Source organism: Nonomuraea bangladeshensis (genome assembly GCF_039529455.1).
Taxonomy (GTDB): domain Bacteria; phylum Actinomycetota; class Actinomycetes; order Streptosporangiales; family Streptosporangiaceae; genus Nonomuraea; species Nonomuraea bangladeshensis.
On record NZ_BAAAMV010000022.1, the window covers coordinates 26,875 to 52,313 of the forward strand.

The 25,439-nt window shown below is 76.2% G+C and carries 7 protein-coding genes; all 7 read left to right on the forward strand.

The features are described 5' to 3' along the window. Positions 1 to 2 precede the first annotated feature (2 nt). The 7 genes from ABD292_RS46495 to ABD292_RS46525 are packed head-to-tail and all read left to right on the forward strand — an operon-like array spanning position 3 to position 25,415. On the forward strand, positions 3 to 5,090 hold the full coding sequence (locus ABD292_RS46495; RefSeq protein WP_344219438.1) for an amino acid adenylation domain-containing protein: 5,088 nt from the start codon (positions 3 to 5) through the stop codon (positions 5,088 to 5,090). Further along, positions 5,090 to 10,576: a type I polyketide synthase gene (locus ABD292_RS46500; protein ID WP_344219440.1), complete on the forward strand. Its 5,487-nt coding sequence runs from the start codon at positions 5,090 to 5,092 to the stop codon at positions 10,574 to 10,576. The genes ABD292_RS46495 and ABD292_RS46500 overlap by 1 nt, the downstream gene beginning before the upstream one ends. 1 nt (position 10,577) lies before the next feature. After that, positions 10,578 to 10,769: an MbtH family protein gene (locus ABD292_RS46505; protein WP_344219442.1), complete on the forward strand. Its 192-nt coding sequence runs from the start codon at positions 10,578 to 10,580 to the stop codon at positions 10,767 to 10,769. A 13-nt stretch (positions 10,770 to 10,782) separates the two neighbouring features. Beyond that, positions 10,783 to 13,875 (forward strand): amino acid adenylation domain-containing protein, encoded by a 3,093-nt coding sequence (locus tag ABD292_RS46510; RefSeq protein ID WP_344219444.1) that lies wholly within the window; start codon positions 10,783 to 10,785, stop codon positions 13,873 to 13,875. After that, positions 13,872 to 20,264 carry an amino acid adenylation domain-containing protein gene (locus ABD292_RS46515; protein ID WP_344219446.1) on the forward strand — a complete coding sequence of 2,131 codons (6,393 nt, stop codon included), beginning with the start codon at positions 13,872 to 13,874 and terminating at the stop codon, positions 20,262 to 20,264. Before ABD292_RS46510 ends, ABD292_RS46515 begins: the two co-directional genes overlap by 4 nt. After that, positions 20,261 to 24,169: an amino acid adenylation domain-containing protein gene (locus ABD292_RS46520; RefSeq protein WP_344219448.1), complete on the forward strand. Its 3,909-nt coding sequence runs from the start codon at positions 20,261 to 20,263 to the stop codon at positions 24,167 to 24,169. The genes ABD292_RS46515 and ABD292_RS46520 overlap by 4 nt, the downstream gene beginning before the upstream one ends. Further along, a complete protein-coding gene (locus ABD292_RS46525) occupies positions 24,147 to 25,415 on the forward strand; it encodes an MFS transporter (RefSeq protein WP_344219450.1) in 1,269 nt (422 codons plus the stop codon). The genes ABD292_RS46520 and ABD292_RS46525 overlap by 23 nt, the downstream gene beginning before the upstream one ends. Positions 25,416 to 25,439: the final 24 nt, after the last annotated feature.

The following is a 25,439-nucleotide window of genomic DNA, read 5'->3' on the forward strand; positions in this document are numbered from 1 at the left end:
GAGTGACCAACGGGGCGCTTCTTCATGACCTCGTCGTGGCGCAGGCCGGGCGCACTCCGGACGCGACGGCCGTGCGGCAGGGCGAGCGGAGCCTGACCTACCGCGAGCTGGTCTCGGCGGCGGCGGTGCTGGCACACCGGCTGCGCGAGCTCGGCGCGGGCCCCGAGACGCGGATCGGCATCTGCCACCGCCGCACGCCCGGCCTGCTGGTCCGCGTGCTCGGGGTGCTGATGTCCGGGGCCGCGTACGTGCCGCTGGACCCCGCGCACCCGCGCCGGCGGCTCGCCGGCGTCATCGAGGACGCCGGCATCACCACGGTCGTCGCGGACGAGACCGGCGCGGACCTGCTGGCCGGTCTGCCCGTGCACCTGGAGACCGGGCCACTGGAGACCCAGCCGGCGGAGACCGGGCCGCTGGGGGCCGGGGTGGTCGCGCGGGTCGTGCCGGCGGGTGCGGCGGCCTACGTGCTCTACACCTCCGGCTCGACGGGGCGGCCCAAGGGGGTCGTGGTGAGCCATGCCTCGGCGGTGTCCTTCGTGACGATGGCGGGTGAGGTGTTCGGGCTCGACGCCGGGTGCCGGTCCATCGGGTTCGCCGCGCTCGGGTTCGACGTGTCGGTGCTGGACGTCTTCGCGCCGCTTGCGCGCGGCGGGTCGGTGATGCTGATCCCCGAGGAGGACCGGGTGGACGCCGCCCGGCTCCAGCGCTTCCTCGAACGGCACCAGGTGACCTGGGGCACGATCCCGCCCGCGCTGCTCCCGCTGCTGGAGCCGGAGCGGCTGCCGTGGCTGCGCGACCTGCTCACCGCGGGCGAGCCGGCCGGGCCCGAGCAGGTGGCCCGCTGGACGGCGGGCGGGCGGCGCTTCCACAACTGGTACGGCCCCACCGAGACCACGGTGTGCGTCGTCGGCACCGAGCTGTCGGGCGTCTGGGACCGGCCGCTGCCGATCGGGCACGCGCTGCCGGGCTGCCGGGCGTACATCCTCGACGACCTGCTGCGGCCCTGCCCGCCCGGCACGCCCGGCGAGCTGTGCATCGGCGGCCCGCAACTGGCCCGCGGCTACCTCGGCCGGCCGGGGCTGTCGGCCGAGCGGTTCGTGCCGGACCCGTACGGCGGGCCGGGGGCGCGCATGTACCGCACCGGCGACCAGGTCGTGCTGGAGGACGACGGCCGGATCGGCTTCATCGGGCGGCTGGACCGGCAGGTGAAGGTCCAGGGCCAGCGCGTCGAGATCGGCGAGGTCGAGGCGGTGCTGCGGGCGCATCCCGGCGTGCGCCAGGCGGTCGCGGACGTGACCGGCGGGGCCACGGGGCTGAAGGAGCTGACCGCGTACCTGACGCCCGAGGACGCGCCCGGCATCGAGGAGGTGCGGGTGCACTGCCTGGAGAGCATGCCGGCGTACATGGCGCCGACCCGGGTGGTGCGGCTGGCGGCGCTGCCGCTGACCGTGGCGGGCAAGATCGACATGGCGGCCCTGCGCGCCCGGCGGGACGAGTCCCCAGCGGACGGCGCGGCCCCGGAGGCCGGCGGGAGCGGGGTGGAGCGCAGGGTCGCGGCGGCGTGGGCGGAGGCGTTCGGGGCCGGGGCCGAGCCGGGGCCGGACGACGACTTCTTCGCGTGCGGCGGTCACTCGCTGGTGGCCATGCGCCTGGCCGCGCTGCTGCGGGCCAGGCTCGGCAAGGAGATCGAGGTCAGGGACGTGCTCGCGGGCCGTACCGTCGCCGGCATCGCCCGCCTGGCCGAGCTGGCCCCGCCCGCGCGGGACGAACCGCTCGCCACGGCGCCGGCCGCGCTGTCGGCGGTGCAGCGCCGGATGTGGTTCGTGGAGCGGCTGGCGCCCGGCACGCCCGCGCACAACATCGCGATGGCGCAGCGACTGTCCGGGCCGCTGGACGTCGCCGCCCTGCGGGCCGCCCTGGCGACGGTGGCCGAGCGGCACGAGGTGCTGCGGTGGCGCGTCCCGGAGTCCGGCGGCGTGCCGGCCGTCGCCGTGTCGCCGCCCGGCCCGGTGCCGCTGCCCGTGGAGGACGTGACGGAGGCGGAGGTCGGCGAGCGGCTGGCGGAGGAGGCCCGGATCGCCTTCGACCTGGCGGCGGGGCCGCTGTGGCGGGCCCGGCTGCTGCGCGTCGCCGCCGAGGAGCACGTGCTGGCGATCACGGCGCACCACCTGGTGTTCGACGGCTGGTCGCAGCGGGTGCTCTACGACGACCTCGGGCGCGCCTACCGTGAGGCGGCGTTCGCGCCGCTGCGCACCTCGTTCGGCGGGTACACCGCCTACCTCGGCGGGCGGGACGGCGAGGCGAGCCTGGAGTGGTGGCGGCGGCACCTGGAGGGCGCGCCCGCCGTGCTCGACCTGCCGCGCGACCATCCGCGCCCGGCGGTGCAGACGTTCGAGGGGGCCGGCGCGGCGGCCGAGGCCGGGGCGGCCGTCAGCGACGGCGTGCGGGCGCTGGCCGCGCGGCTCGGCAGCACGCCGTACGCGGTGCTGCTGGCGGCGTTCGGGCAGGTGCTGCGGCGGCTCACCGGGCAGCACGACCTGATCGTCGGCGCCCCCGTCGCCGATCGGCGCGACCCGGCCTTCCACCCGCTGGTCGGGTGCCTGGTGCAGGTGCTGCCGGTACGGCTGCGCGTCGAGGACGGCGCGAGCTTCGCGGCGCACGTGACGCGCTGCCAGGAGACGCTGTCCGGCGCGCTCGCCCATCTCGACGTGCACCTGGAGCGGCTGGTCGACCGGCTCGGGCCCGGCCGTGACCTGTCCAGGAACCCGCTGGTCCAGGTGCTGTTCAACATGTACGACTTCGCCGAGCCGCGGCTGGAGCTGCCCGGCGTCACGGCCGTCCCGCTGCCGCCGGGGCTGCCGGGTGCGCTGTTCGACCTGACCCTGTACGTCGGGGAACGCGACGGGCGGTACGTGCTGCAGGCCGCGTACAACCCGCGGCTGTTCCGCCGGGAGCGGATCGAGGAGCTGCTGGCCGGCTACCTGCGGCTGCTCGGCGACCTGGTCGCCGCTCCTGAGCTGCCGGTGCGACGCGCGTCCCTCCGCCCTCCGCCCGGATCGGAGCGCGTCCGCCTCCCGGACGGCACCCGTCCCCTTCCCGGCTGGAACGGGCCCGGCGTGGTGGAACGGGTCCTCGGCCACGCCGGGAGCGGCCGGGTGGCGGTCGCCGGTGAGGATCGTGCGCTCAGTTACGCCGGGCTGGTCCGGCTCTCGGGCGCGGTCGCGGAGTCCGTGGCCACCGCAGTGGGGTCGGGGGCGGTGGTGGCGATCCTGGCCGCCCGGACGTGCGAGCTGCCCGCGCTGATGCTGGGCGTCCTGGGGGCCGGGGGGCGCTGGGCCGTGCTGGACCCCGCCCTGCCGGCCGCGCGCCTCGCGGCCCAGGCGCGAGCCGCCGGGGCCCGCGCGCTGATCACCTGCCCCGGCGTCACCGTCCCGGCCGAGCTGGCCTGGCTGCCCGAGCTGGCGTGGCCGCCCCAGCCGGCCGGGTCCCCCGAACTGGCCGTCTCGCCCGAACCAACCCGGTCCCCCGACCTGGCCAGCTCGTCCGGGCCGGACCGGTCCCCCGAACCGACCCCGCCTCCCGAACTGGCCCAGTCGCCCGAGCCGGACCGATACCCCCGGCCCACCACCGAGTCCTCCGGCACTGACGGTTCGGCCGGTGAGGGGGTCGGGAGGGTGACGCTCGCGGAGCGGGGGTATCTGGCGTTCACGTCCGGGACCACCGGTGAGCCGAAGCCGGTGGTGGCGGCTGAGGAGCCGTTGGCCCGGTTCCTGGACTGGTACGCGGCCGAGTTCGCGTTGACCGCCGACGACCGGTTCGCGCTGCTGGCCGGGCTGGCGCACGATCCGCTGCTGCGGGACGTCTGGACGCCGCTCACCCTCGGGGCGACGCTGCACGTGCCGGCGCAGGACCGGGTGCGGGACCCGGCGCGGCTCGCGGCGTGGCTACGGGAGCGGGCGATCACGGTGGCGCACGTGACGCCGCAGCTCGCCACGCTGATCGCCGCGGCCGGGGTGGAGCTGCCCGACCTGCGGCTGGTGGTGTTCGGCGGGGACCGGCTGACGTTCGCGGACGTGGCCAGGTTCGCGGCGGTCGCGCCGAAGGCCCGCCTGGTGAACGCCTACGGCACCACCGAGACGCCTCAGGCGCAGGCCGTCCACGAGCTCACCGGACAGGTGGGCGCGAGCGGCGACCCGGTCCCGGTCGGTCACGGGGTGGACGGGGCGGAGCTGCTGGTGCTCGACGCCGGCGGCGCGCCCGCGGCCGTGGGGGAACTCGGCGAGGTGGTGGTGCGCAGCCGCCGCCTGGCGCAGGCGTACGCGGGCGACGACGAGCTGACCAGGAGCCGCTTCAGCGGGGAGCCCGGCGGCGGGCCCGCCCGCTACCGCACCGGCGACCTCGGCCGCTACGACCCCGACGGCCGGGTGGTGCCGGCTGGGCGGGCCGACGGGCAGGTGAAGATCCGCGGCCACCGGGTCGAGCTGGGCGAGGTGGAGGCGGCGCTGGCCGCGCACCCCGGCGTCCTGGCGGCGGCGGCGCGGGCGGCCGAGCAGCCCGGCGGGCCGGTGCTGCACGCCTACGCGGTGCCCGCCGGCGCGGCCGTGCAGGCCGGGGAGCTGCGCCGGCATCTCGCGGCCCGCCTGCCCGACTACGCCGTGCCGGCCGAGCTGGTGCTGCTGCCGGCGCTGCCGCTGACGCCGAACGGGAAGGTGGACCGGGCCGCCCTGCCCGCCCCTCCCCCGCGCGCCGCGGCCGGGCCGGGGCAGGAGCCGGCCACCGCGACCGAGCGGCTGGTCGCCGGCGTCTGGCGGGAGGTCCTGGGCCTGCCGCGGGTGGCGGCCGACGCGAACTTCTTCGAGATCGGCGGGCATTCGCTCGCCACCGCTCAGGTCCAGGCCCGCCTCGCCGCCGCACTCGGCCGCGAGGTGCCGATCGTGGACCTGTTCCGCTTCCCGACCGTACGGACGCTCGCCGCGCACCTCGACGGCGAGCGGCGTACGCCGGGTGCGGAGCGCGCCGCGCGGCGGGTCGCGGCGCGCAGGGCACGCCCCTCAACTCGGCCCCACCGGGCCAGACGGGAGAGTGACTGATGACCGCTGAGCTGAACCACGACGACGAGGGGCCAGGGGTCGAGCCGATCGCGGTCGTCGGCCTGGCCTGCCGTCTCCCGGGCGCCGAGGACGTGCCCGCGTACTGGCGCAACCTGGTCGGCGGCGTCGAGTCGGTGCGTTTCTACACCCGCGAGGAGCAGGCGGCGCTCGGCGTGCCCGACTACCTGCTGGACGATCCGACGTTCGTCAGGGCGTGCTCGATCGCCGACGGCTACGGCGCGCTCGACGCGGCCTTCTTCGGCATGTCGCCGCGCGAGGCGGAGTTGCGCGACCCGCAGCAGCGCATGTTCCTGGAGCTGGCCAGCAGCGCGCTGGACGACGCGGGCTACGATCCGGCCCGCTATCCGGGCGAGATCGGCGTGTACGGGGCGATCGGCTCCGACGAGTACCAGTGGATGTACATCCGGCCGAACAAGAAGGTGTTCGCCTCCGTCGGCAACCTCGCCGTCTACACCGGCAACCACCCCGACTACCTGGCCACCATGGTGTCGTACAAGCTGGACCTGCGCGGCCCCAGCGTGACCCTGCACACGGCGTGCTCCTCGTCGCTGGTCGCGCTGCACGTGGCGTGCGAGGCGCTGCGCACCGGCGAGTGCGACATGGCGCTGACCGGCGGCGCCTCGCTGGAGCTGCCCGCCGAGTGGGGGTACCAGTTCCACCAGGACGGCATCTACGCGCCCGACGGGCACTGCCGGGCGTTCGACGCCGCCGCGGCCGGCACGATCTGGGGCGGGGGCGGCGGCATGGCGGTGCTGAAGCGCCTGTCGGACGCCCTCGCCGACGGCGACCACATCCGGGCCGTGGTGATCGGCAACGCGATCAACAACGACGGCGCCACCAAGATGGGCTTCTCCGCGCCGAGCGCCGAGGGCCAGGCGGCCGCGGTCGCGCAGGCGCTCGGCGTCGCGCGGATCGACCCGCGCACCATCACCTACGTGGAGGCGCACGGCACCGGCACCTCGCTGGGCGACCCGATCGAGGTGTCGGCCCTGTCCAGCGTGCTCGGCGCCGGCACCGACGAGGCGGGCTGGTGCGGCCTCGGCTCGGTCAAGACCAACATCGGCCACCTGGGCCCGGCGGCGGGCATCGCGGGCTTCATCAAGACGGTGCTCGCGCTGGAGCACGGCCTGATCCCGCCGAGCCTCAACTTCGAGACGCCGAACCCGCGCATCGACTTCGGCTCCAACCCGTTCCGGGTGGTCTCGTCGCTGACGAAGTGGGAGACGAACGGCTTCCCGCGCCGGGCGGGCGTCAGCTCGTTCGGGATCGGCGGCACCAACGCGCACGTGCTGGTCGAGCAGGCGCCGCCCGCGCCGCTGCCCACGGCGCAGCCGCGCCCGGCCCACCTGCTGCTGCTGTCGGCGCGGACCCCGTCGGCGCTGGAGGCCACGGCGGCCCGGCTGGCCGGCCATCTGGAGGGGCGGGAGCTCGACCTGGCCGACGTGGCGCACACGCTGCGGTCCCGCCGCCGGTACGCGCACCGCGCCGCCGTGGTGGCCACCGACACGGCCGACGCGGTCGCGGCGCTGACCACGCCGCGCCGGGTGGTGAAGGGCCGGGCGGGCACGCCGAAGGTGGCCTGGCTGTTCTCCGGCCAGGGCGCGCAGTACGCGGGCATGGGGGCGGGCCTCTACCGCACCGAGCCGGCCTTCGCCGCCGCCGTGGACGAGTGCGCCGCGATCCTGCGCGAGGAGCTGGGCCTGGACCTGCGCACCCTGCTGTTCCCGGGCGACGACGAGCGGGAGGCCGCCGACGAGCGGCTGCGGCAGACGGAGCTCACCCAGCCGGCGCTGTTCACGCTGGAGTGGGCGCTGGCGTCCCTGTGGCGCTCGTGGGGCGTGGAGCCGGCCGCGATGATCGGGCACAGCATCGGCGAGTACGTCGCCGCGACCGTCGCAGGCGTCTTCTCCCTGCCGGACGCGCTGCGCCTGGTCGCCGTCCGTGGCCGGCTCATGCAGAGCGTGCCTTCGGGCGCGATGCTCGCGGTGCGCCTCGACGAGGCGGAGGTGCGCGGGGATCTGCCGGACGGCCTGTCGATCGCCACCGTCAACGGCCCCGGCACGTGCGTCGTCGCCGGTCCCGGCGAGCTGGTCGCCGCCTACGCCGCCCGGCTCGACGAGGCCGGCGTCCAGCACACCGCGCTGCGCACCTCGCACGCCTTCCACTCGGCGATGATGGACCCGATACTCGGCGACTTCCACGAGGCGGTCGCCGCCGCGGCCCGGCACGCGCCCGCGCTGCCGTTCCTGTCGAACGTCACCGGCGCCTGGATCACCGCCGAGCAGGCCACGGACCCCGCCTACTGGACGCGGCACGTGCGCGAGGCCGTCCGGTTCGGCGACTGCGTGGCGACGCTCGCCGCCGAGGGCGAGTGGCGGCTGGTGGAGTGCGGCCCGGGACGGCAGCTCGCCGGGCTGGCGCGCAACCAGCTCCCCAAGACGGCGCCGCGCCCGCTGGCCAGCCTGCCGGGCCCCGCCGACGGCAAGTCCGACCTGGAGGTGCTGTACGCGACGGCCGGGGCGCTGTGGACGGCGGGCGTGCCGCTGGACACCGACGCGCTGGCCGAGCCCGCCCGCCGGGTGCCGCTGCCTGCGTACCCGTACGAGCGGGCCGAGCACTGGGTGCGCACCGACTTCGATCCCGAGCTGGTCTTCCCCCGGCCGCCGCGCGCGGGGGCGCTGCCGCTGGAGGAGTGGTTCTCGGTGCCGGCCTGGCGGCAGGAGCCGGTCGCCCCGGCCGGGACGGCGGCGCTCGCCGGGCTGCGCTGCCTGGTGTTCGCGGGACCGGCCGCCGGGCCGCTGCTGGACGGGCTGCGGGCGGCCGGCGCGGACGCGGTCCGGGTGGTGCCGGGCGAGGCGTACGGCGTCGGCCCCGACGGGACGGTCACCGTCCGGCCGGCCGAGCGTGACGACTACGAGGCGCTGCTGGCCGCGACCGGCGTGCCGGCCCGCGTCGTGCACGCCTGGGCGCTGGACGGCGCTCCGGCCGCGACCGCCGAGCAGGTCACCGCGGCCCAGGAGCTCGGCTTCCACAGCCTGCTGGCGCTGGTGCAGGCGATGGCGGGGGCCGAGCGGGAGACGCCGGTCCACCTGGACATCGTGACCGCCGGCACGCAGGGCGTCATCGGCGGGGACGTGTCGCGGCCGGAGCACGCCACGGTCGCCGGGATCACGGGCGTGGTCCCGCTGGAGGCCCGCTGGCTGACGGCCCGGCATGTCGATCTGGAGCCGGGGCCGTACGACGCCGCGAAGCTGCTGGCGGAGCTGGCCGCCGAGCCCGGCGAGCCGGAGGAGGGCGTGCCGCCGTCCCCGGTCGCGCTGCGCGCCGGCCGCCGCTGGGTGCGCGCGTTCGCGCCGGTGCCGCTGCCGCCGCAGGACGACCCGCTGCGCCGGCACGGCGTGTACGTGATCACCGGCGGCCTCGGCGGCATCGGCCTGACCCTGGCCGAGGACCTGGCCCGGCGCACCGCGGCCAGGCTGGTGCTGCTCGGCAGGACCGGGCTGCCGCCCCGCGAGGAGTGGGACGCGCTCGACGGCGCGCCGGAGCGGACCAGGCGCGCGGTGGCCGCCGTCCGCCGGATGGAGCGGGCGGGCGCCGAGGTGGTCGTGCTGTCCGCCGACGTGACCGACCCCGCGTCGCTGCGCCGGGTCCGGGACGACGCCCTCGCCAGGTTCGGCCGGATCGACGGGATCGTGCACGCGGCCGGGGTGCCCGGCGGCGGCATGGCCGAGGTCAAGGAGCGGGGGGCCGCCGACGCCGTCATGGGGCCCAAGCTCGCGGGGACGGCGGCGCTGCGCGAGGTGTTCGGCGACCTGCCGCTCGACTTCGTGCTGCTCTGCTCCTCGGTGACCGCCGTGGCGGGCGGGTTCGGCCAGGTGGACTACTGCGGGGCCAACGCGTTCATGGACGCGTACGCGCACGTCTGGCCGGGCCGGGTCGTGTCGGTGAACTGGGGGGCCTGGCTGGAGGTCGGCATGGCCGCCGAGGTGGCCGCGCCGGTGGCGTTCCGCGCCCTGCAACGCGGCGACCGGGTCACCCGGCTGGAGCACCCGATTCTCGGGCACCGGCACGAGAGCGCCGGCCGCCGCCCCTGGTACGCCGCCACCCTGTCGCCGGAGACGCACTGGGTGCTCGGCGAGCACCGGGTGGCCGGGGTGCCGGTGATGCCGGGCACCGGCTACCTGGAGACGGCGCGGGCGGCGTTCGAGGCGGCCGTGCCGAGCCCCGGGCCCGGTCACGCGATCGAGCTGCGCGACGTCGCCTTCGTCGCGCCGCTGCCGGTCGCCGAGGGCACCAGCGCGGAGCTGCGGGTGCTGCTCACCCCGGCGGGCGACGGCATGGACTTCGAGGTGGTCAGCTCCGCCGGCGGCGAGCCGGTGACGCACGCGCGCGGCTCGGCGGCGTGGGTGGCGGCCGGCGAGCCCGCCGCGGACCTGGCCGAGGTGCGGGCCCGCTGCACGTACGGCTCCGGCGCGGCCGACCCGTTCGCCTCGGCGTCCGGGCTGGTCACGTTCGGGCCGCGCTGGCGCAGCCTGCGCGAGGTGCGGCTCGGCGGCGACGAGCAGCTCGCCCACCTGGTGGCCGTCCCCGACGTGGCCGCCGAGCTGGCCGCGCTGCCGCTGCACCCGGCGCTGCTGGACGAGGCGACCGCGTTCGTGGCCGTCTCCGGCGAGCACAGCTACCTGCCGCTCGGCTACGGCCGCATCACCGTGCGCGGCCCGCTGCCCGCCACGCTGTGGAGCCACGCGCGGCTGCGCGACACCGGCGGCGGCGAGGTGCTGGCCGCCGACCTCACCCTGTACGACGACGCCGGCGAGCCCGTGGTGGACATCTCCGACTTCGTGCTGCGGCGCGTGGACCGGCAGTCGATGACCAGGACCGTCGGCGAGGGCGCCAGGAACGCCGCCGAGGCCGTGCCGGTCAAGGAGGAGTCCGCGACCGCGGGCGTCGCCCTCGACCTCGACGGGGCCAGGCGCGGCATCCCGCCCGCCGACGGCGCCGAGGCGTTCCGCCGGCTGCTCGCCGCCGGGCTCGGCAGCCAGGTCGTGGTGAACGCCACCGCGCTGCCCGAGTTCGTGGCCGGGGTGCGCGAGCTGACCCAGGACACCGTGGCCGACGAGCTGGACGCCGCCGCCGCGACCGGCGACGGCGGCGCCGCGGGCGACGACCACGTGGCCCCGCGCAACGACCTGGAGAGCACGCTCGCCGGGCTGTGGGGCGAGGTGCTCGGCGCCCGCCGGGTCAGCGTCGAGCAGGACTTCTTCGAGCTGGGCGGCAACTCGCTGGTGGCGGTCCAGCTCATCGCGCTCATCAGGAAGAAGATCGGCGTCCGGCTGCCGATGCGCAGCCTCTTCCAGGTGCCCACCGTGGCCGGGATGGCCGCGCTGGTGGAGGAGCTGCGCGGCGAGGACGCCCCCGCACGGCCCGCGACGATCACCAGGCTGCCCCGAGAGGAAAGGCGCTGACATGACGGACGGCACGTACAAGGTCGTGGTCAACGACGAGGAGCAGTACTCCATCTGGTTCGCCGACCGCCCGCTGCCCGCGGGCTGGCGGGAGGAAGGCTTCTCGGGGGCGAAGCAGGACTGCCTCGACCACGTCGAACGGGTCTGGACCGACATGCGCCCGCGCAGCCTGCGCGAGGCCCTGGGGCAGTAGAGGAGCGGCCCAGGTGACCGGCACGTACGCCTTTCCCGCCTCGTTCGCCCAGGAACGGCTGTGGTTCCTGGCGCGGCTCGATCCCGGCGCGCCCGCGTACCACATCAACGCCGTGATCGAGCTGCCCGAACGGGACGATCCGGACCGCTGCGAGCGGATGCTGCGCGAGCTGGTCCGGCGGCACGAGACGCTGCGCACCGCCCTCGCGGTCGAGGACGGGGAGCTCGTCCAGGTCGTCCAGGTCGAGCTGCCGGTCACACTCCCCCGGACCGACCTGCGCGGACTGCCGCCCGAGCGGGCCGAGCGCGAGTTCGGCGCGCTGGCGCGGGAGCTGGCGCGGCGGCCGTTCGCGCTGGAGCGGGCGCCGCTGTGGCGGGCGCACCTGGTGCGGATGCCGGGCGGGGCCGCGCAGCGGCTGGTGTTCGTGGTGCACCACGCCGTGTTCGACGCCCGCTCGGCCACGAACTTCGCGGCCGAGCTGGAGGAGCTGGACGCGGCCTGGGCCGAGGGCAGGCCGCCCCGGCTGCCCGAGCTGCCCGTCCAGTACGCCGACTACGCCGCCTGGCAGCGCGAGCACCTGGCGGGCGGGGTGCTCGCCGCCCAGCTCGGCCACTGGCGGGACCGGCTCGCCGGCCTGCCGGCCGACCTCGGGCTGCCCACGGACCGGCCCCGCCCGGCGGTGCGCGGGCACGCCGGGGCCGAGCACCACCTGGCGCTGCCCGCCGGCCTGACCGGCGCGCTCGAAGCGCTGGCCAGGCGGCGCGGGGCGACGCTGTTCATGGTGCTGCTCGCGGGGCTGAAGGCGGTGCTGTCCCGGTACGCCGGCCAGCACGACGTCGTGGTCGGCACGCCCGTCGCCGGGCGCGAGCTGCCGGAGTTCGAGCCGCTGCTCGGCATGTTCGTCAACACGCTGGTGCTGCGTACCGACCTCGGCGGCGACCCGGAGTTCGGCGAGCTGCTGGATCGGGTGCGCGAGACCGTGCTGGACGCGCTCGACCACGCCGAGGCGCCGTTCGACCGGCTGGTGGAGGCGCTCCAGCCGGTACGCGACACCAGCCGCACGCCGCTCTACCAGGTGGGGTTCAACCTGCTGCCGATGAGCACGCGCGGCCAGTTCCCGAACGGCACCGCCCAGCTCGACCTGAACGTGGACGTCGTCAGGACCGCCGACGGCGCCGGCGTCTACTTCGAGTACAGCACCGAGCTGTTCGACGCCGCCACGATCGCCCGCCTGGCGGAGGCGTACCTGCTGGTGCTGGAGGCCGCCGCCGATCCCGGCACTCGGCTGTCGGAGCTGCCGCTGATGACGGCGGCGCAGCGGCACGAGCTGCTGACCCGCTGGAACGGCACGGCGGCGGCGTACCCGGAGCGGACCCTGCACGAGCTGGTCGCCGAGCAGGCGGCCCGCACCCCCGGCGCGGTGGCGGTGCGCGGGCCGGACGGCGAGGAGCTGACCTACGCCGAGCTGGACGCCCGCGCCGCAGCGCTGGCCGGGCGGCTCGCGGCGGCGGGCGTGCGGGCCGAGACGTGCGTGGCGCTGTGCCTGCCGCGCGGGGTGCCCCAGGTCGTCGCGCTGCTCGCGGTGCTGCGGGCGGGCGGGTGCTACCTGCCGCTGGACGCGGCGTACCCGGCGGAGCGGCTGGCGTACCTGCTGGCCGACTCCGGCGCGGCGCTGCTGGTCACGGAGTCGGCGCAGCTCGACCGGCTGCCGGTGGAGCGGCCGCCGGCGCTGCTGCTGGACGGGCCGGAGCCGGCGCGGCCCACGGCTCCGGTGTCGTCGGTGGGGCCCGATCACCTCGCTTACCTGATCTACACCTCCGGCTCCACCGGGCGGCCCAAAGGGGTGCAGGTGCCGCATCGGGGCGTGGTCAACCTGGTCACGGACGTGATCCGGCGGCTGGGCGGCGGCAGCGCGCTGTATCTGACGTCGCTGTCGTTCGACATCGCGGCGCTGGAGATCTTCACGCCGCTGCTGTCCGGCGGCACGCTCGTGATCGCGCCCGAGGACGCCGCCCGCACCCCCAAGGAGCTCCGCCGGGCCGCCGAGGACGCGGACCTGGTGCAGCTCACCCCGTCGGTGGCGAGCCTGGCGGTGGAGCACCTGCCGCCGGGGGTGCCGCGCGTCATCCTGGGCGGCGAGCCGCTGCCCGTCGCACTGGCGGCGCGGCTGCTGGAGGTCGCCGGGGAGCTGTGGAACTTCTACGGGCCCACGGAGACGACCATCTGGTCCACGGCGTACCGGGTGCCGCGCTCCCCTGACGTGATGCTGATCGGGGAGGCGCTGGCGAACACGACGGCGTACGTGGTGGACCGGGAGCTGCGGCCGGTGCCGGTCGGGGTGCCCGGCGAGCTGCTGCTCGGCGGGGCCGGGGTCACCCGCGGCTACCACCGGCGGGCCGCGCTCACCGCCGAACGGTTCGTCCCCGACCCGTTCGGGCCGCCGGGCGGACGGCTCTACCGCACAGGCGATCTCGTCCGCCGTCATGCGGACGGTCAGCTGGAGTACGTCGGGCGGCTCGACCACCAGGTCAAGATCCGCGGCGTCCGCATCGAACCCGACGAGATCGCCGCCGTCCTCACCGAACACCCCGCCGTCCACCGCGCCGTCGTCACCGTACGAGACGACGCCCCCGGCGGACGCGGACTCGTCGCCTACACCACCGGTGCCGGTGAAGAGGCCGATCTGCGCGCGCATCTGCGCGCCCGCCTCCCCGACGCCATGATCCCCGCCGCGTTCGTCACCCTCACCGAGCTTCCCGTCCTGCCCAGCGGCAAGCTCGACCGCGACGCGCTCCCCCCACCGCAGGCCACGGCGGAGAGCGCAGGATTCGTGGCGCCGCGCACGCCGATGGAGGAGACGCTGGCCGGCATCTGGGCCGAGCTGCTGGGGCGGGAGCGGGTCGGGGTGACGGACGACTTCTTCGCGCTGGGCGGGCACTCGCTGCTCGTGGTGCGGCTCATCGGGCGGATCGACGCGGCGTTCGGGGTGGAGCTGCCGCTGCGGCGCTGCTTCGACGCGACGACCGTCGAGGAGCAGGCGCTGGCGGTGCTCGAAGAAGGGCTGAGCGAGGCCGGCCTGCTGGAACTGCTGGAGGAGGAGCGGTGAGCGACGCGAACGGGGTACGGGCGCGGCTGGCCGGGCTCAGCCCGGAACAGCGCGCCGCACTGGAGGCCCGCCTCGCGCGCGCCCGCGCGGGCAAGCGACCCGGCCCGGACGCCGAGTCCCCTGCCGAGGCGCCGGCGGGCGGAGCACTGGCATCGCCGGGCGGGACGCTCCCCGACGGGGCTCCAGCAGACGGGGCGCTGTCTGATGCGCAGCGGCGGCTCTGGGTGGTCGATCAGCTTGATCCGGGCAATCCGGCCTACACCCTGTCGTGGGCTTACCGGATCGTGGGCGATCTGGACGCGGCCGCGCTGGCGGCGGCGTTCGACGCGCTCGTGGAGCGGCACCCGATCCTGGCCCACGTCGTCGGGACCCGTGACGGCGAGCCCCGGCAGGGCCCCGGCCCGGTGCGGCCCGTGCTGCGGGTCGAGGAGATGTCGGCCGCCGAGGCCGACGCCGCCGCCCGCGAGGAGGCCCGGTTCGCCTTCGACCTGAGCGCCGGCCCGCTGACCCGGGCCCGTCTGCTGCGCGTCGCACCCGGCGAGCACCGGCTGATCCTGACCCTGCACCACATCCTGGCCGACCGCTGGTCGGTGGCGATCCTGTTCCGCGACCTGTTCCGGCTCTACAGCGGCGAGCCGATGCCTCCGCCGCCCGCGCCGTACGCCGGTTACGTGGCCTGGCAGCGCGACCGCCCGTCGCGGGAGCGCGACCTGGCCTACTGGCGGGCGGCGCTCGGCGGCCTGCCCGACGCGCTCGACCTGCCCGCCGACCGGCCGCGCCCGCCGATGCAGTCGAACCGGGGCCGCCGCCTGCTGTTCGAGCTGGACGCCGAGCTCACCGCCGGCCTGCGCGCCCTGGCCGCCGGGCAGCGCGCCACGCCGTTCATGGTGCTGCTCGCCGGGTTGCAGGCGCTGCTCGCCCGCTACACCGGGCAGCCCGACATCCCGATCGGCACGCCGGTCTCCACCCGGCCGGACGCCTCCCTGGACCAGACCGTCGGCCTGTTCCTCAACACGGTGGTGCTGCGCGGCGACCTGTCCGGCGACCCGGCCTTCACCGAGCTGGTACGCCGCGCCAGGGAGCGGACGCTGGACGCGTTCGACCATGCGGGGCTGCCGTTCGAGACGCTGGTGGAGGAGCTGTCGAGCGGCCGGGACCTGTCCCGCAACCCGCTCTTCCAGGTCATGCTCGCCTACCAGAACACGCCCGCGCCGCCGGCCGAGCTGCCCGGCCTGCGCCTGGAACGCCTGGACGTGCGGCCCGGCACCGCCATGTTCGACCTGGACCTGATCGTGGAGGAGCGCCAGGACGGCTCGCTGCTGTGCGTGCTCGACTACGCGACGGACCTGTTCGACGACGACCGGGCCGGCCGCCTGGCCGCGCACCTGCGCACGCTGCTGGGGGCCGCCGTCGCCGCGCCGGACCTGCGGCTGTCGGAGCTGCCGCTCATGGACGCGGCCGAGCTCCACGACACCCTGCACGCCTGGAACGGCGCCACCGTCCCCTACCCGGAGCGCGGCATCCACCACCTGGTCGCCGAGCAGGCCGCCCGCTCGCCCGGCGCGTGCGCCGTCGAGGGCGAGGACGGGGCCGTGCTCACGTACGCGGAGCTGGAGTCCCGCGCGAACGGCCTGGCCGCCGAGCTGCGGGCGCTCGGCGTCGGCGGGGAGACGCGGGTCGGCGTGTGCCTGCCGCGCGACCCTGACCTGGTGGTGGCGCTGCTGGCCGTGCTGAAGGCGGGCGGCTGCTACGTGCCGCTGGACCCCGGGTACCCGCCCGGCCGCCTGGAGGAGCTCGTCGCCGACTCGGGCGCCGCCCTGGTGCTCACCGTCGCGGCGCTGCGGGACCGCCTGCCGGGCACCGCGCGGGTACTTCTCCTGGACCAGGCGACCTGGGAGGCCGGTCCGGGGCCCGAGCCGGCGTTCCATCCTGATCAGGCCGCGTACCTGATCTACACCTCCGGCTCCACCGGCCGGGCCAAAGGCGTCGTGGTGCCGCACCGGGGGCTGGTGAGCCTGCTCGGCGACGTGCGCGAGCGGCCCGGGCTGGAGCCCGGCGCGCGGTTCCTGTTCCTGACGTCGGTGTCGTTCGACATCGCGATGATCGAGCTCTTCGGCCCGCTGGTCACCGGCGGGACGGTCGTGCTCGCCTCGGCGACCGAGGTCGAGCGGGTGCACGAGCTGATCCGGCGCGGCGGGCTGCACACCGTGCAGGCCACGCCGTCGGTCCTGGAGGGGCTGCTGCCCGCGCTCGCCCACGGGGTGCCGCGCGTGATCAGCACCGGCGAGGCGCTGCCCGGCCCGCTCGCCGACCGCCTGCTCGGCGTCGCCGGCGAGGTGTGGGACCTGTACGGCCCCACCGAGACCACCGTGTGGTCCACCAGGCGGCGGGTCACCGACGGGCGGGGCGGCTCGATCGGCCGGCCGGTCGCCAACACCACGGCGTACGTGGTGGACCGGGAGCTGCGGCCGGTGCCGGTCGGGGTGCCCGGCGAGCTGCTGCTCGGCGGGGCCGGGGTCACCCGCGGCTACCACCGGCGGGCCGCGCTCACCGCCGAGCGGTTCGTCCCCGACCCGTTCGGGCCGCCCGGCGGGCGGCTCTACCGCACCGGTGACCTCGTCCGCCGTCATGCGGACGGCCACCTCGAATACCTCGGGCGGCTCGACCACCAGGTCAAGATCCGCGGCGTCCGCATCGAACCCGACGAGATCGCCGCCGTCCTCACCGAACACCCCGCCGTCCACCGCGCCGTCGTCACCGTACGCGACGACGCCCCCGGCGGACGCGGACTCGTCGCCTACACCACCGGCGCCACCGACGAGAACGATTTACGCGCCCACCTGCGCGCCCGCCTCCCCGACAGCATGATCCCCGCCGCCTTCGTCACCCTCACCGACCTCCCCGTCCTGCCCAGCGGCAAGCTCGACCGCAACGCGCTCCCCCCGCCACGGGCCACGACGGAGAGCGGAGGGTTCGTGGCGCCGCGCACGCCCGGCGAGCGCGTCCTGCACGGCGTCTGGGCCGAGCTGCTCGGCCGCGACGACTTCGGGGTGGAGGACGACTTCTTCGCCCTCGGCGGGCACTCGCTGCTGGCCATGCGGCTGGTGGTGCGGCTGCGGGAGGCGTACGGGGCCGAGGTGACGCTGCGGCGCTGCTTCGCGACCCCGACCGTCGCGGCCCTCGCCCCGCTCCTCGGCGGCGCGGGCGGCAAGCCGGAGCCGATCCCGCCCGCGCCCGCCGGGCCGGTACGGCCCTCGCACGCGCAGGCCCGCCTGTGGTTCCTCGACCAGCTCGACCCCGGCAACCCGGCCTACAACGTCGCCTGGGCGGAGCGGCTGACCGGCCCGCTGGACGTGGCCGCGCTGACGGCCGCGTTCGACGACCTGGTGGACCGGCACGACGCCCTGCGTCTGGTCGTCGCGGACGAGGACGGCGAGCCCGTCCTGCGCGAGGGCGACCGCAGGCCCCGGCTGGCCGTCCTCACCGGCGAGGACGTGGGCCGGGAGGAGGCGCGGCACCGTTTCGACCTGACCGCCGGGCCCCTGGCGCGGGCCGCGCTGGTCCGGCGCGGCACGCACGAGCACAACCTGTACCTCACCCTGCACCACGTCGTCGCCGACCGGTGGAGCCTGTCGATCCTGCTGCGCGACCTGATGGAGCTCTACCGCGCCCGGGTCACCGGCTCCCCCGCCGAGCTGCCGGCGTTGCCCGCCCGCTACCTGGACTTCGCCGCCTGGCACCGGGAGCGGGTCGCGGAGCGGTCGGCGGACCTGGCGTACTGGAAGGACGCGCTCGACGGGCTGCCCGGCGGCCTGGACCTGCCCGCCGACCGGCAGCGGCAGGGGCGGGCGAGCGGGGACGGGCGGCGGCTGACGTTCCCGATCGACGCGGAGACGACGGCGGCGGCGCACGCGCTGGCGCTGGAGCGGCAGGTGACGCCGTTCATGGTGGTGCTGGCCGCGTTCCAGGCGGTGCTGGCCCGCTACACCGGCCGGACCGACATCCCCGTCGGCACGCCGGTCTCGGGCCGGTCCCATCCGGACGTCGAGGAGCTGGCCGGGCTCTTCCTCAACACGCTGGTGCTGCGCGGCGACCTGTCCGGCGATCCGAGCTTCGCCGAGCTGCTGGCGCGCGTGCGCGAGCGCGTGCTGGACGGGCACGAGCACGCCGAGCTGCCGTTCGAGGTGCTGGTGCAGGAGCTGGCCGAGGAGCGTGACCTGGCCCGCAACCCGCTGTTCCAGGTGATGCTCGCCTACCAGAACGTGCCGCCCGCGCCGCCGGACGTCGCCGGGATCGCCCTGCGCACCCTCGACGTCGATCCGGGGGTGACGCAGGCGGACCTGCACTTGGTGATCGAGGAGGCCGGCGACCGGCTCACGGGCGTGCTGCACTACGCGACGGACCTGTTCGACCACGACCGGATGGAGCGCTTCGCCGACCACTTCCGCGCCCTGCTCGCCGCCGCGCTCGCCGAGCCGGACCGGCCGGTCGCCGACCTGCCGCTGCTCACCCCGGCCGAGCTGGACCTCATCCGGCGGGCCAACGACACCGGCGCGGCCGTCCCTGACGCGACCCTGCCGGAGCTGCTGGCCGCGCAGGCCGCCCGCACCCCGGACGCGCCCGCCGTCGGCTGCGACGGCGGCTGGACCAGCTACGCCGAGTTCGCCGGCCGGGTGAACCGGCTGGCCAGGCGGCTGCGGGCGCTCGGCGCGGGCCCCGGGGAGGTCGTCGGGGTGTGCCTGGAGCGCGGGGCGGACCTCGTGGTCGCCGTGCACGCGGTGGTCGCGGCCGGGGCGGCGTACCTGCCGCTGGAGCCGGACCATCCGGCCGGGCGGCTGGCGGGCATGCTGGCCGACGCGGGCGCGCGGCTGACCGTCACGACCGGGGCCCTCGCCCACCGGCTGCCGGACCCGGCGGTGCTGCTCGACCGGGACGCCGGGGCGATCGCCGCCGAGGACGGCGGGCCGCTCGGCGTCCGGCCGCATCCGGACGACCTGGCGTACGTGATCTTCACCTCGGGGTCCACGGGCCGGCCCAAGGGCGTCGGCGTCTCGCACCGGGCGATCGTCAACCGGCTGCGCTGGATGCAGGACGCCTTCCGGCTCACCGGGGACGACCGGGTGGCGCTGAAGACGCCGTACTCGTTCGACGTGTCGGTGTGGGAGCTGTTCTGGCCGCTGATGACCGGGGCGGGGCTCGTGGTCGCCAGGCCCGGCGGGCACGCCGACCCCGCCTACCTGGCGGACCTGCTGGAGCGCGAGTCGGTCAGCACGGTGCACTTCGTGCCGTCGATGCTGGACGCCTTCCTCGCCGAGCCCGGCCTGGGCGCGCGGCTCGGCGCGCTGCGCACCGTGGTCTGCTCGGGCGAGGCGCTGGGCGCCGGCCTCGCCGCCCGCTTCGCCGCCGCGCTGCCCGGCGCCTCGCTGCACAACCTGTACGGGCCGACGGAGGCGGCCGTGGACGTCACCTGGCATCCGTACGAGCCGGGCGAGCGGGCGGTCCCGATCGGGCGGCCGGTGCCGAACACCCGGCTGGAGATCCTCGACGAGCGCATGAACCGGGTTCCCGTCGGGGTGCCGGGCACCCTGTGGATCGGCGGCGTGCAGCTCGCCCGCGGCTATGTGGGCCGACCGGCGCTGACGGCCGAGCGGTTCGTCCCCGACCCGTACGGCCCGCCGGGCAGGCGGCTCTACGACACCGGCGACCTGGCCCGGTGGCGGCCCGACGGCGAGATCGAATACCTCGGCCGCGCCGACCACCAGGTGAAGATCCGCGGCATGCGGGTCGAGCTCGGCGAGATCGAGGCGGCGCTGGCGGCGTTGCCGGGCGTGCGCGCCGCCGCCGTCCGCGCCGTCGCCGACCCCGCCGGATTGCGCCTGGCCGGGTACGTGGTGCCCGCCGACCCGGCCGATCCCGGCGGCGGATGGGAGGCGCCGCTGCGGGACACGCTGCCCGACCACCTGATCCCGAGGACGTGGACGGTGCTCGCCGAGCTGCCGCTCAACCGCAGCGGCAAGCTCGACAGGAACGCGCTCCCCGACCCGCGCGCCGCCGGGTCCGCCGGGCACGCCGAACCGGAGGGGGAAGCCGAGCGGGCGGTCGCCGCCGCCTGGCGCGGTGTGCTCGGGCTGGAGCGGGTCTCGGCCCACGACAACTTCTTCGCCGTCGGCGGCGACTCCATCCGCAGCCTCAAGGTGGTCGCCCGCCTGCGCGAGGCCGGGTACGCGGTCCGGCTGGAGCAGCTCTTCCGCCACCAGACCGTCAGGGAGCTGGCCGGGCGGCTGGGCACCGCACCGGCGAGTGAGCCCGCGCAAGCCCCACCGGAGCGGCCGTTCGGCCTGCTCAACCCCGAGGACCTGGCACGACTGCTGGAAGGCGAGGCGCGATGACCGTGACGACGGGAGCCGCGCGCGGCCTGGAGGACGCCTACCCTCTGGCCGCGCTGCAGGCGGGGATGCTCTACCACAGCGCGTACGAGCCGGACGCCGCCACCTACCACGACCTGACCACGATCACGCTGCGCGGCCGGTTCGACGCCGGGGCGTTCCGCGCGGCGCTCGCCGAGGTGACCGCCCGCCATCCCGTGCTGCGCACCTCGTTCGACCTGACCGGGTTCAGCGAGCCGTTGCAGCTCGTGCACCGCGCGGCCACGCTGCCGCTGGAGGTGACGGACCTGTCCGGCGACCCGGAGGCCGGGCGGCGGCTGGCGGCGTGGTCGGAGGCGGAGAAGCGGCGGCCGTTCGACTGGGCGTCGCCGCCGCTGGCCCGCGCGCACGTGCACGTGCTGGCCGCGGAGCTGTTCGCGTTCAGCCTGAGCTTCCACCACGCCATCCTGGACGGGTGGAGTGTCGCGGCCCTGGTCACCGAGCTGCTGCGGCGCTACCACGGGCACCTGACCGGCGAGCCGCTGCCGGTCGCCCCGCCCGGCGCGGCCTTCCGCGAGCTGGTGGCCGACGAGCGCGCCGCCGTGGCCGCGCCGGAGACGCGCGCGTTCTGGCGGGAGCGGGTGGCGGACGCGCCGGACACGCGGCTGCCGCGCCTGCCGGGCTCACCGGGCTCGCACCGCTCGCACGGCCCGCACGGCGAGCCGGGGGCCGAGGTGCTGCGGCTGCCGCTGCCCGCGGAGCTGCTGGAGCGGCTCGGCGCGGCGGCCAGGGAGCTGGCGGTGCCGCTGCGCACCCTGCTGCTGGCCGCCCACCTGCGGGTGCTCGCGCTGGTGACGGGCGCGAGCGAGGTGATGACCGGCCTGGTCACGCACAGCCGGCCGGAGCGCGAGGCCGGCGAGGAGGTGCTCGGGCTGTTCCTCAACACCGTGCCGCTGCGCCTGGACGTGACCGCGCCGACGTGGGCGGCGCTGGCGCGGCAGGTGTTCGAGGCGGAGGTGGCGCTGCTGCCGCACCGGCGCTACCCGCTGTTCGAGATCCAGCGGGACGCGGGCCGGTCCCCGCTGCTGGACGTGCTGTTCGACTTCCGCGACTTCCACGTCTACCAGGGCCTGCCGGGGGCCGGTCCCGGCGTCGAAATCGTGGGACAGGACTTCTTCGAGCAGACCGACGTGCCGTTCGCCGCCGCGTTCAGCCGCTCGCGCGAGCACGGCGGCTTCGACCTCACCCTCACCTACGACCGGGGGCAGTTCGGGGCCGGGCAGATCGCGCGGATCGGCGAGCACTACCTGACCGCGCTCGGCCAGGCCGCCGATCCGGCCGCGGATCCGCGGCCCGCCGAGCCGTACCTGGGGCGGGACGCCGCGGCGATCGACGGCTGGAACGCCACCGCCCGCGACTGGCCGGAGGCGACGCTGCACGAGCTGATCGCCGAGCAGGCGGCGCGCACCCCCGGCGCGCCCGCCGTCTGCTACGACGGCACGTGGATCAGCTACCGGGAGCTGGCCGGGCGGGCCGGGGCCGTCTCCGCGCGGCTGGCGGCGGCCGGGGTCCGGCCCGGCGACGTCGTCGGCGTCCATCTCGAACGCGGCCCCCTCCTGCTGCCCGCCCTGCTCGGCGTGCTCGGGGCCGGGGCCGCCTACCTGCCGCTGGAGCCGGGGCTGCCGGCGGAGCGGGTGGCGTACATAATCGAGGACGCGGGGGCGCGCACAGTGCTGACCGGCGGCGCGGCGGGCCTTCCCGAGGGGGTCGCCCTGTCCCTCGACGGCCTCGGGGAGGAGGACCGGCCGCCGGTGCGGGTGCCTCCCGACGCGCTCGCGTACGTGATCTTCACCTCGGGGTCCACGGGCCGGCCCAAGGGCGTCGGTGTGTCCCACCGGGCGATCGTCAACCGGCTGCGCTGGATGCAGGAGGCGTTCGGGCTGGGCGCGGACGAGCGCGTGCTGCACAAGACGCCGCTGTCGTTCGACGTGTCGGTGTGGGAGCTGTTCTGGCCGCTGATGACCGGGGCGGGGCTGGTGGTCGCCGAGCCGGACGCGCACCGCGACGGCGCCAGGCTGGCCGGGCTCGCCGCCGCCCACGGCGTCACCACCATGCACTTCGTGCCGTCCATGCTGGAGCTGTTCCTGGACGAGCCCGAGCTGCCGCCGCTGCGCAGGCTCATCTGCTCCGGCGAGGCCCTGGGCGCGGAGCTGGCCGCGCGCTGCCACGACCGGCTGCCGGGCACCGGGCTGCACAACCTGTACGGGCCCACCGAGGCGGCCGTGGACGTCACCTGGCATCCGTACGAGCCGGGCGAGCCGCTGGTGCCCATCGGCCGGCCCGTCGCCAACACCCGCCTGGAGGTGCTCGGCCCCGACGGCCGCCGCGTGCCCGTCGGCACCCCGGGCGAGCTCTGCCTGGGCGGCGTGCAGCTCGCCCGCGGCTACGTGAGCCGGCCCGCGCTCACCGCCGAACGGTTCGTCCCTGACCCGTACGGGCCGCCCGGCGCCCGCCTCTACCGGACCGGCGACGTGGCCCGCTGGCTGCCTTCGGGCGAGGTCCAGTACCTCGGCAGGACCGACTTCCAGGTCAAGATCCGCGGCCAGCGGGTCGAGCTCGGCGAGATCGAGGCGCTGCTGGCCGCCGACCCCGCCGTCCGCGCGGCCGTCGTCGTGCTGCGCGGCGACCGGCTCGTCGGCTACGTCGTCCCCGAGGGCGACGGGCCGGTCGATCCCGCCCCGGCGCTGCGCAGGCGGCTGCCCGAGCACATGGTCCCCTCCACCTGGGTACGGCTGGACGCGCTGCCCGTCACCGCCAACGGCAAGCTCGACCGGGCCGCGCTGCCCGATCCCGGCGAGAGCGGGCGGGCGCCGTACCTGCCGCCGCGCGACCCGTTCGAGGCCCGGCTCGCCACCCTGTGGGAGGAGACGCTCGGCGTGGACGCGATCGGCGTGCACGACGACTTCTTCGCCCTCGGCGGCCACTCCCTGCTGGCCCTGCGCCTCACCATGCGGCTGCGCAAGGAGCTGGGCCGTGAGGTGCCGCTGTCGGCGGTGCTCACCGCGCCGACCGTCGCCCTGCTGGCCGCCGAGCTGCGCCGCCCGCAGGACAACGACGGCGCGCCGCGGCGGATCGTGCCGCTGCGGCCGACCGGCGAGCGTGACCCGGTGTTCCTGTTCCACGCGCTCGGCGGGCAGGTCTTCCGTTACCTGCCGCTGACCCGGCACCTCGGCCCCGACCAGCCCGTGTACGCGGTGCAGGCGGCCGGGCTCGCCCCCGGCGAGCGGCCGCACGCCACGCTGGCGGAGATGGTGGACGACTACACCGCCCACCTGCTGGAGGTCCGGCCGCACGGGCCGTACGTGCTGGGCGGCTACTGCATCGGCGGCAACATCGCCCTGGAGACCGCCCGCCGGCTGCGTAAGCTGGGCGAGGAGGTGCCGCTCGTCGTGCTGTTCTACTCCGACGCCGACGAGCCGGTGCTGCGCGCCTCGCTGGAGGACGACGCCGTCCTGCTCACCCACGCCCTGGCCGGCGGCAACGTCCAGGTCGACCTGGACGAGCTGCACCGGATGAACCCCGACGAGCGGCTGCTGGCCGTGATCGACGCCGCCTCCCGGGCCGGCACCCTGCAGCCCGACACCGCCGACCTGCGCCAGGCCCGCCGGTTCGTCGAGGTCTTCCGCGCCAACGCGCACGCCGTCGGCCACTACCGGCACGCCCCCTACGACGGGGACGTGCTGCTGTTCTCCCCCGCCGCCGAGGGCGTGCCGCCCGACGACATGGGCTGGCGGGACGTCGTCACCGGCCGCCTGCGCATCTCGCCCATCCACGGCGAGCGCTTCACCGTCATGTACGAGCCCCGGGTCGCCCTCGCGGCCGCCGAACTGAGGAGCAGCATCGACCATGGCCTCACCCCCCACGACTGAGCCAGCCACGCTGTGGCGCGACCGCGACTTCCTCAAGCTGTGGAGCGGCGAGAGCCTGTCGCTGGTCGGCTCCCAGGTGACCGTGCTCGCCATGCCGGTCGTCGCCTACCTGTGGCTGCACGCCTCCGTCGCCGAGATGGGCGTGCTCGGCGCGCTGGCCAGGCTGCCGATGGTGCTGTTCTTCGTCGTCGGCGTCTGGGTGGACCGGATGCGGCGGCGGCCGGTGCTGATCTGGAGCGACGTCATCCGCGCGTTCATGCTGGCCACGGTGCCGGTGCTGTTCGTCATGGACCTGCTGACGCTGTGGTGGCTGTACGTCGTCGTGCTCGTGATGGGCGTCTTCGGGGTGCTGTTCGAGATCGCCTACCGGTCGTACCTGCCGGCGCTGGTGGCTCCCGAGCACCTCGGTGACGGCAACAGCAAGCTGCAGCTCAGCGACTCGGTGTCCAAGGCGGTCGGGCCGAGCCTCGCCGGGTTCCTCATCGCCACCCGGTCGGCGCCGCTGGTCATCATCGTGGACGCGGTCAGCTACGTCCTGTCGGCGCTGTTCCTTGTCTCCATCCGCAAGCGCGAGGACCCGCCGCCGCCCGACGACGGCGGCTCCATGATCGCGGCCATCCGGGCCGGGTTCGGCTGGGTGATGGCCCATCCCGTGGTCCGGCCACTCGCCATCGCCAGCGCCGTGTACTCCTTCTTCGACATCGGCATCCTGCAGACGCTGCTCATCCCGTACCTGATCGAGGGTCCCGGCGTGCCGGCCGGCTGGGTCGGCGGGGTGCTCGCGGTCGGCGGGGTCGGGGCCATCGCCGGGGCGTGGCTGTCGGTGCGGCTGATGAAGCGGGCCGGGCCCGGGCCCACCATGTTCTGGTCCACGGTGATCGGCAACAGCGCGCTCATCCTGGTGCCGCTGGCGGGCGGGCCGCTCTGGCTGGCGATCGGCGTGCTGGCTCTCTCCCAGTTGCTCGTCGGGCTGTGCACGCAGGTGTTCGTGGTGAACAACATCACCGTGCTGCAGTCGGCGACGCCGCGCGAGCTGGTCGGCCGGGTCATCGCCACCATCTGGGCGATGGGGCTGGTGCCCGCGCCGGTCGGCGCGCTGGTCGCCGGGCTGCTCGGCGAGGCCGTGGGGATGCGGCCGGTGGTGCTGGCCGCCGCGCTGATCGGCGCGATCGTGCCGATGATCGTGCTGGCGATGTCGCCGATCCCCCGGATGAAGGAGATGCCGCAGGCCCCCGCCCCGGCATGAGGCAGGGCGTGACCCTGGTCGGCC

What these genes read in the sequence shown, in the direction of transcription:
- ABD292_RS46505 (WP_344219442.1), top strand. Translation starts at nt 10,578, where the DNA reads ATGACGGACGGCACGTACAAGGTCGTGGTCAACGACGAGGAGCAGTAC.
- ABD292_RS46500 (WP_344219440.1), top strand. Translation starts at nt 5,090, where the DNA reads ATGACCGCTGAGCTGAACCACGACGACGAGGGGCCAGGGGTCGAGCCG.
- ABD292_RS46520 (WP_344219448.1), top strand. Translation starts at nt 20,261, where the DNA reads ATGACCGTGACGACGGGAGCCGCGCGCGGCCTGGAGGACGCCTACCCT.
- ABD292_RS46525 (WP_344219450.1), top strand. Translation starts at nt 24,147, where the DNA reads ATGGCCTCACCCCCCACGACTGAGCCAGCCACGCTGTGGCGCGACCGC.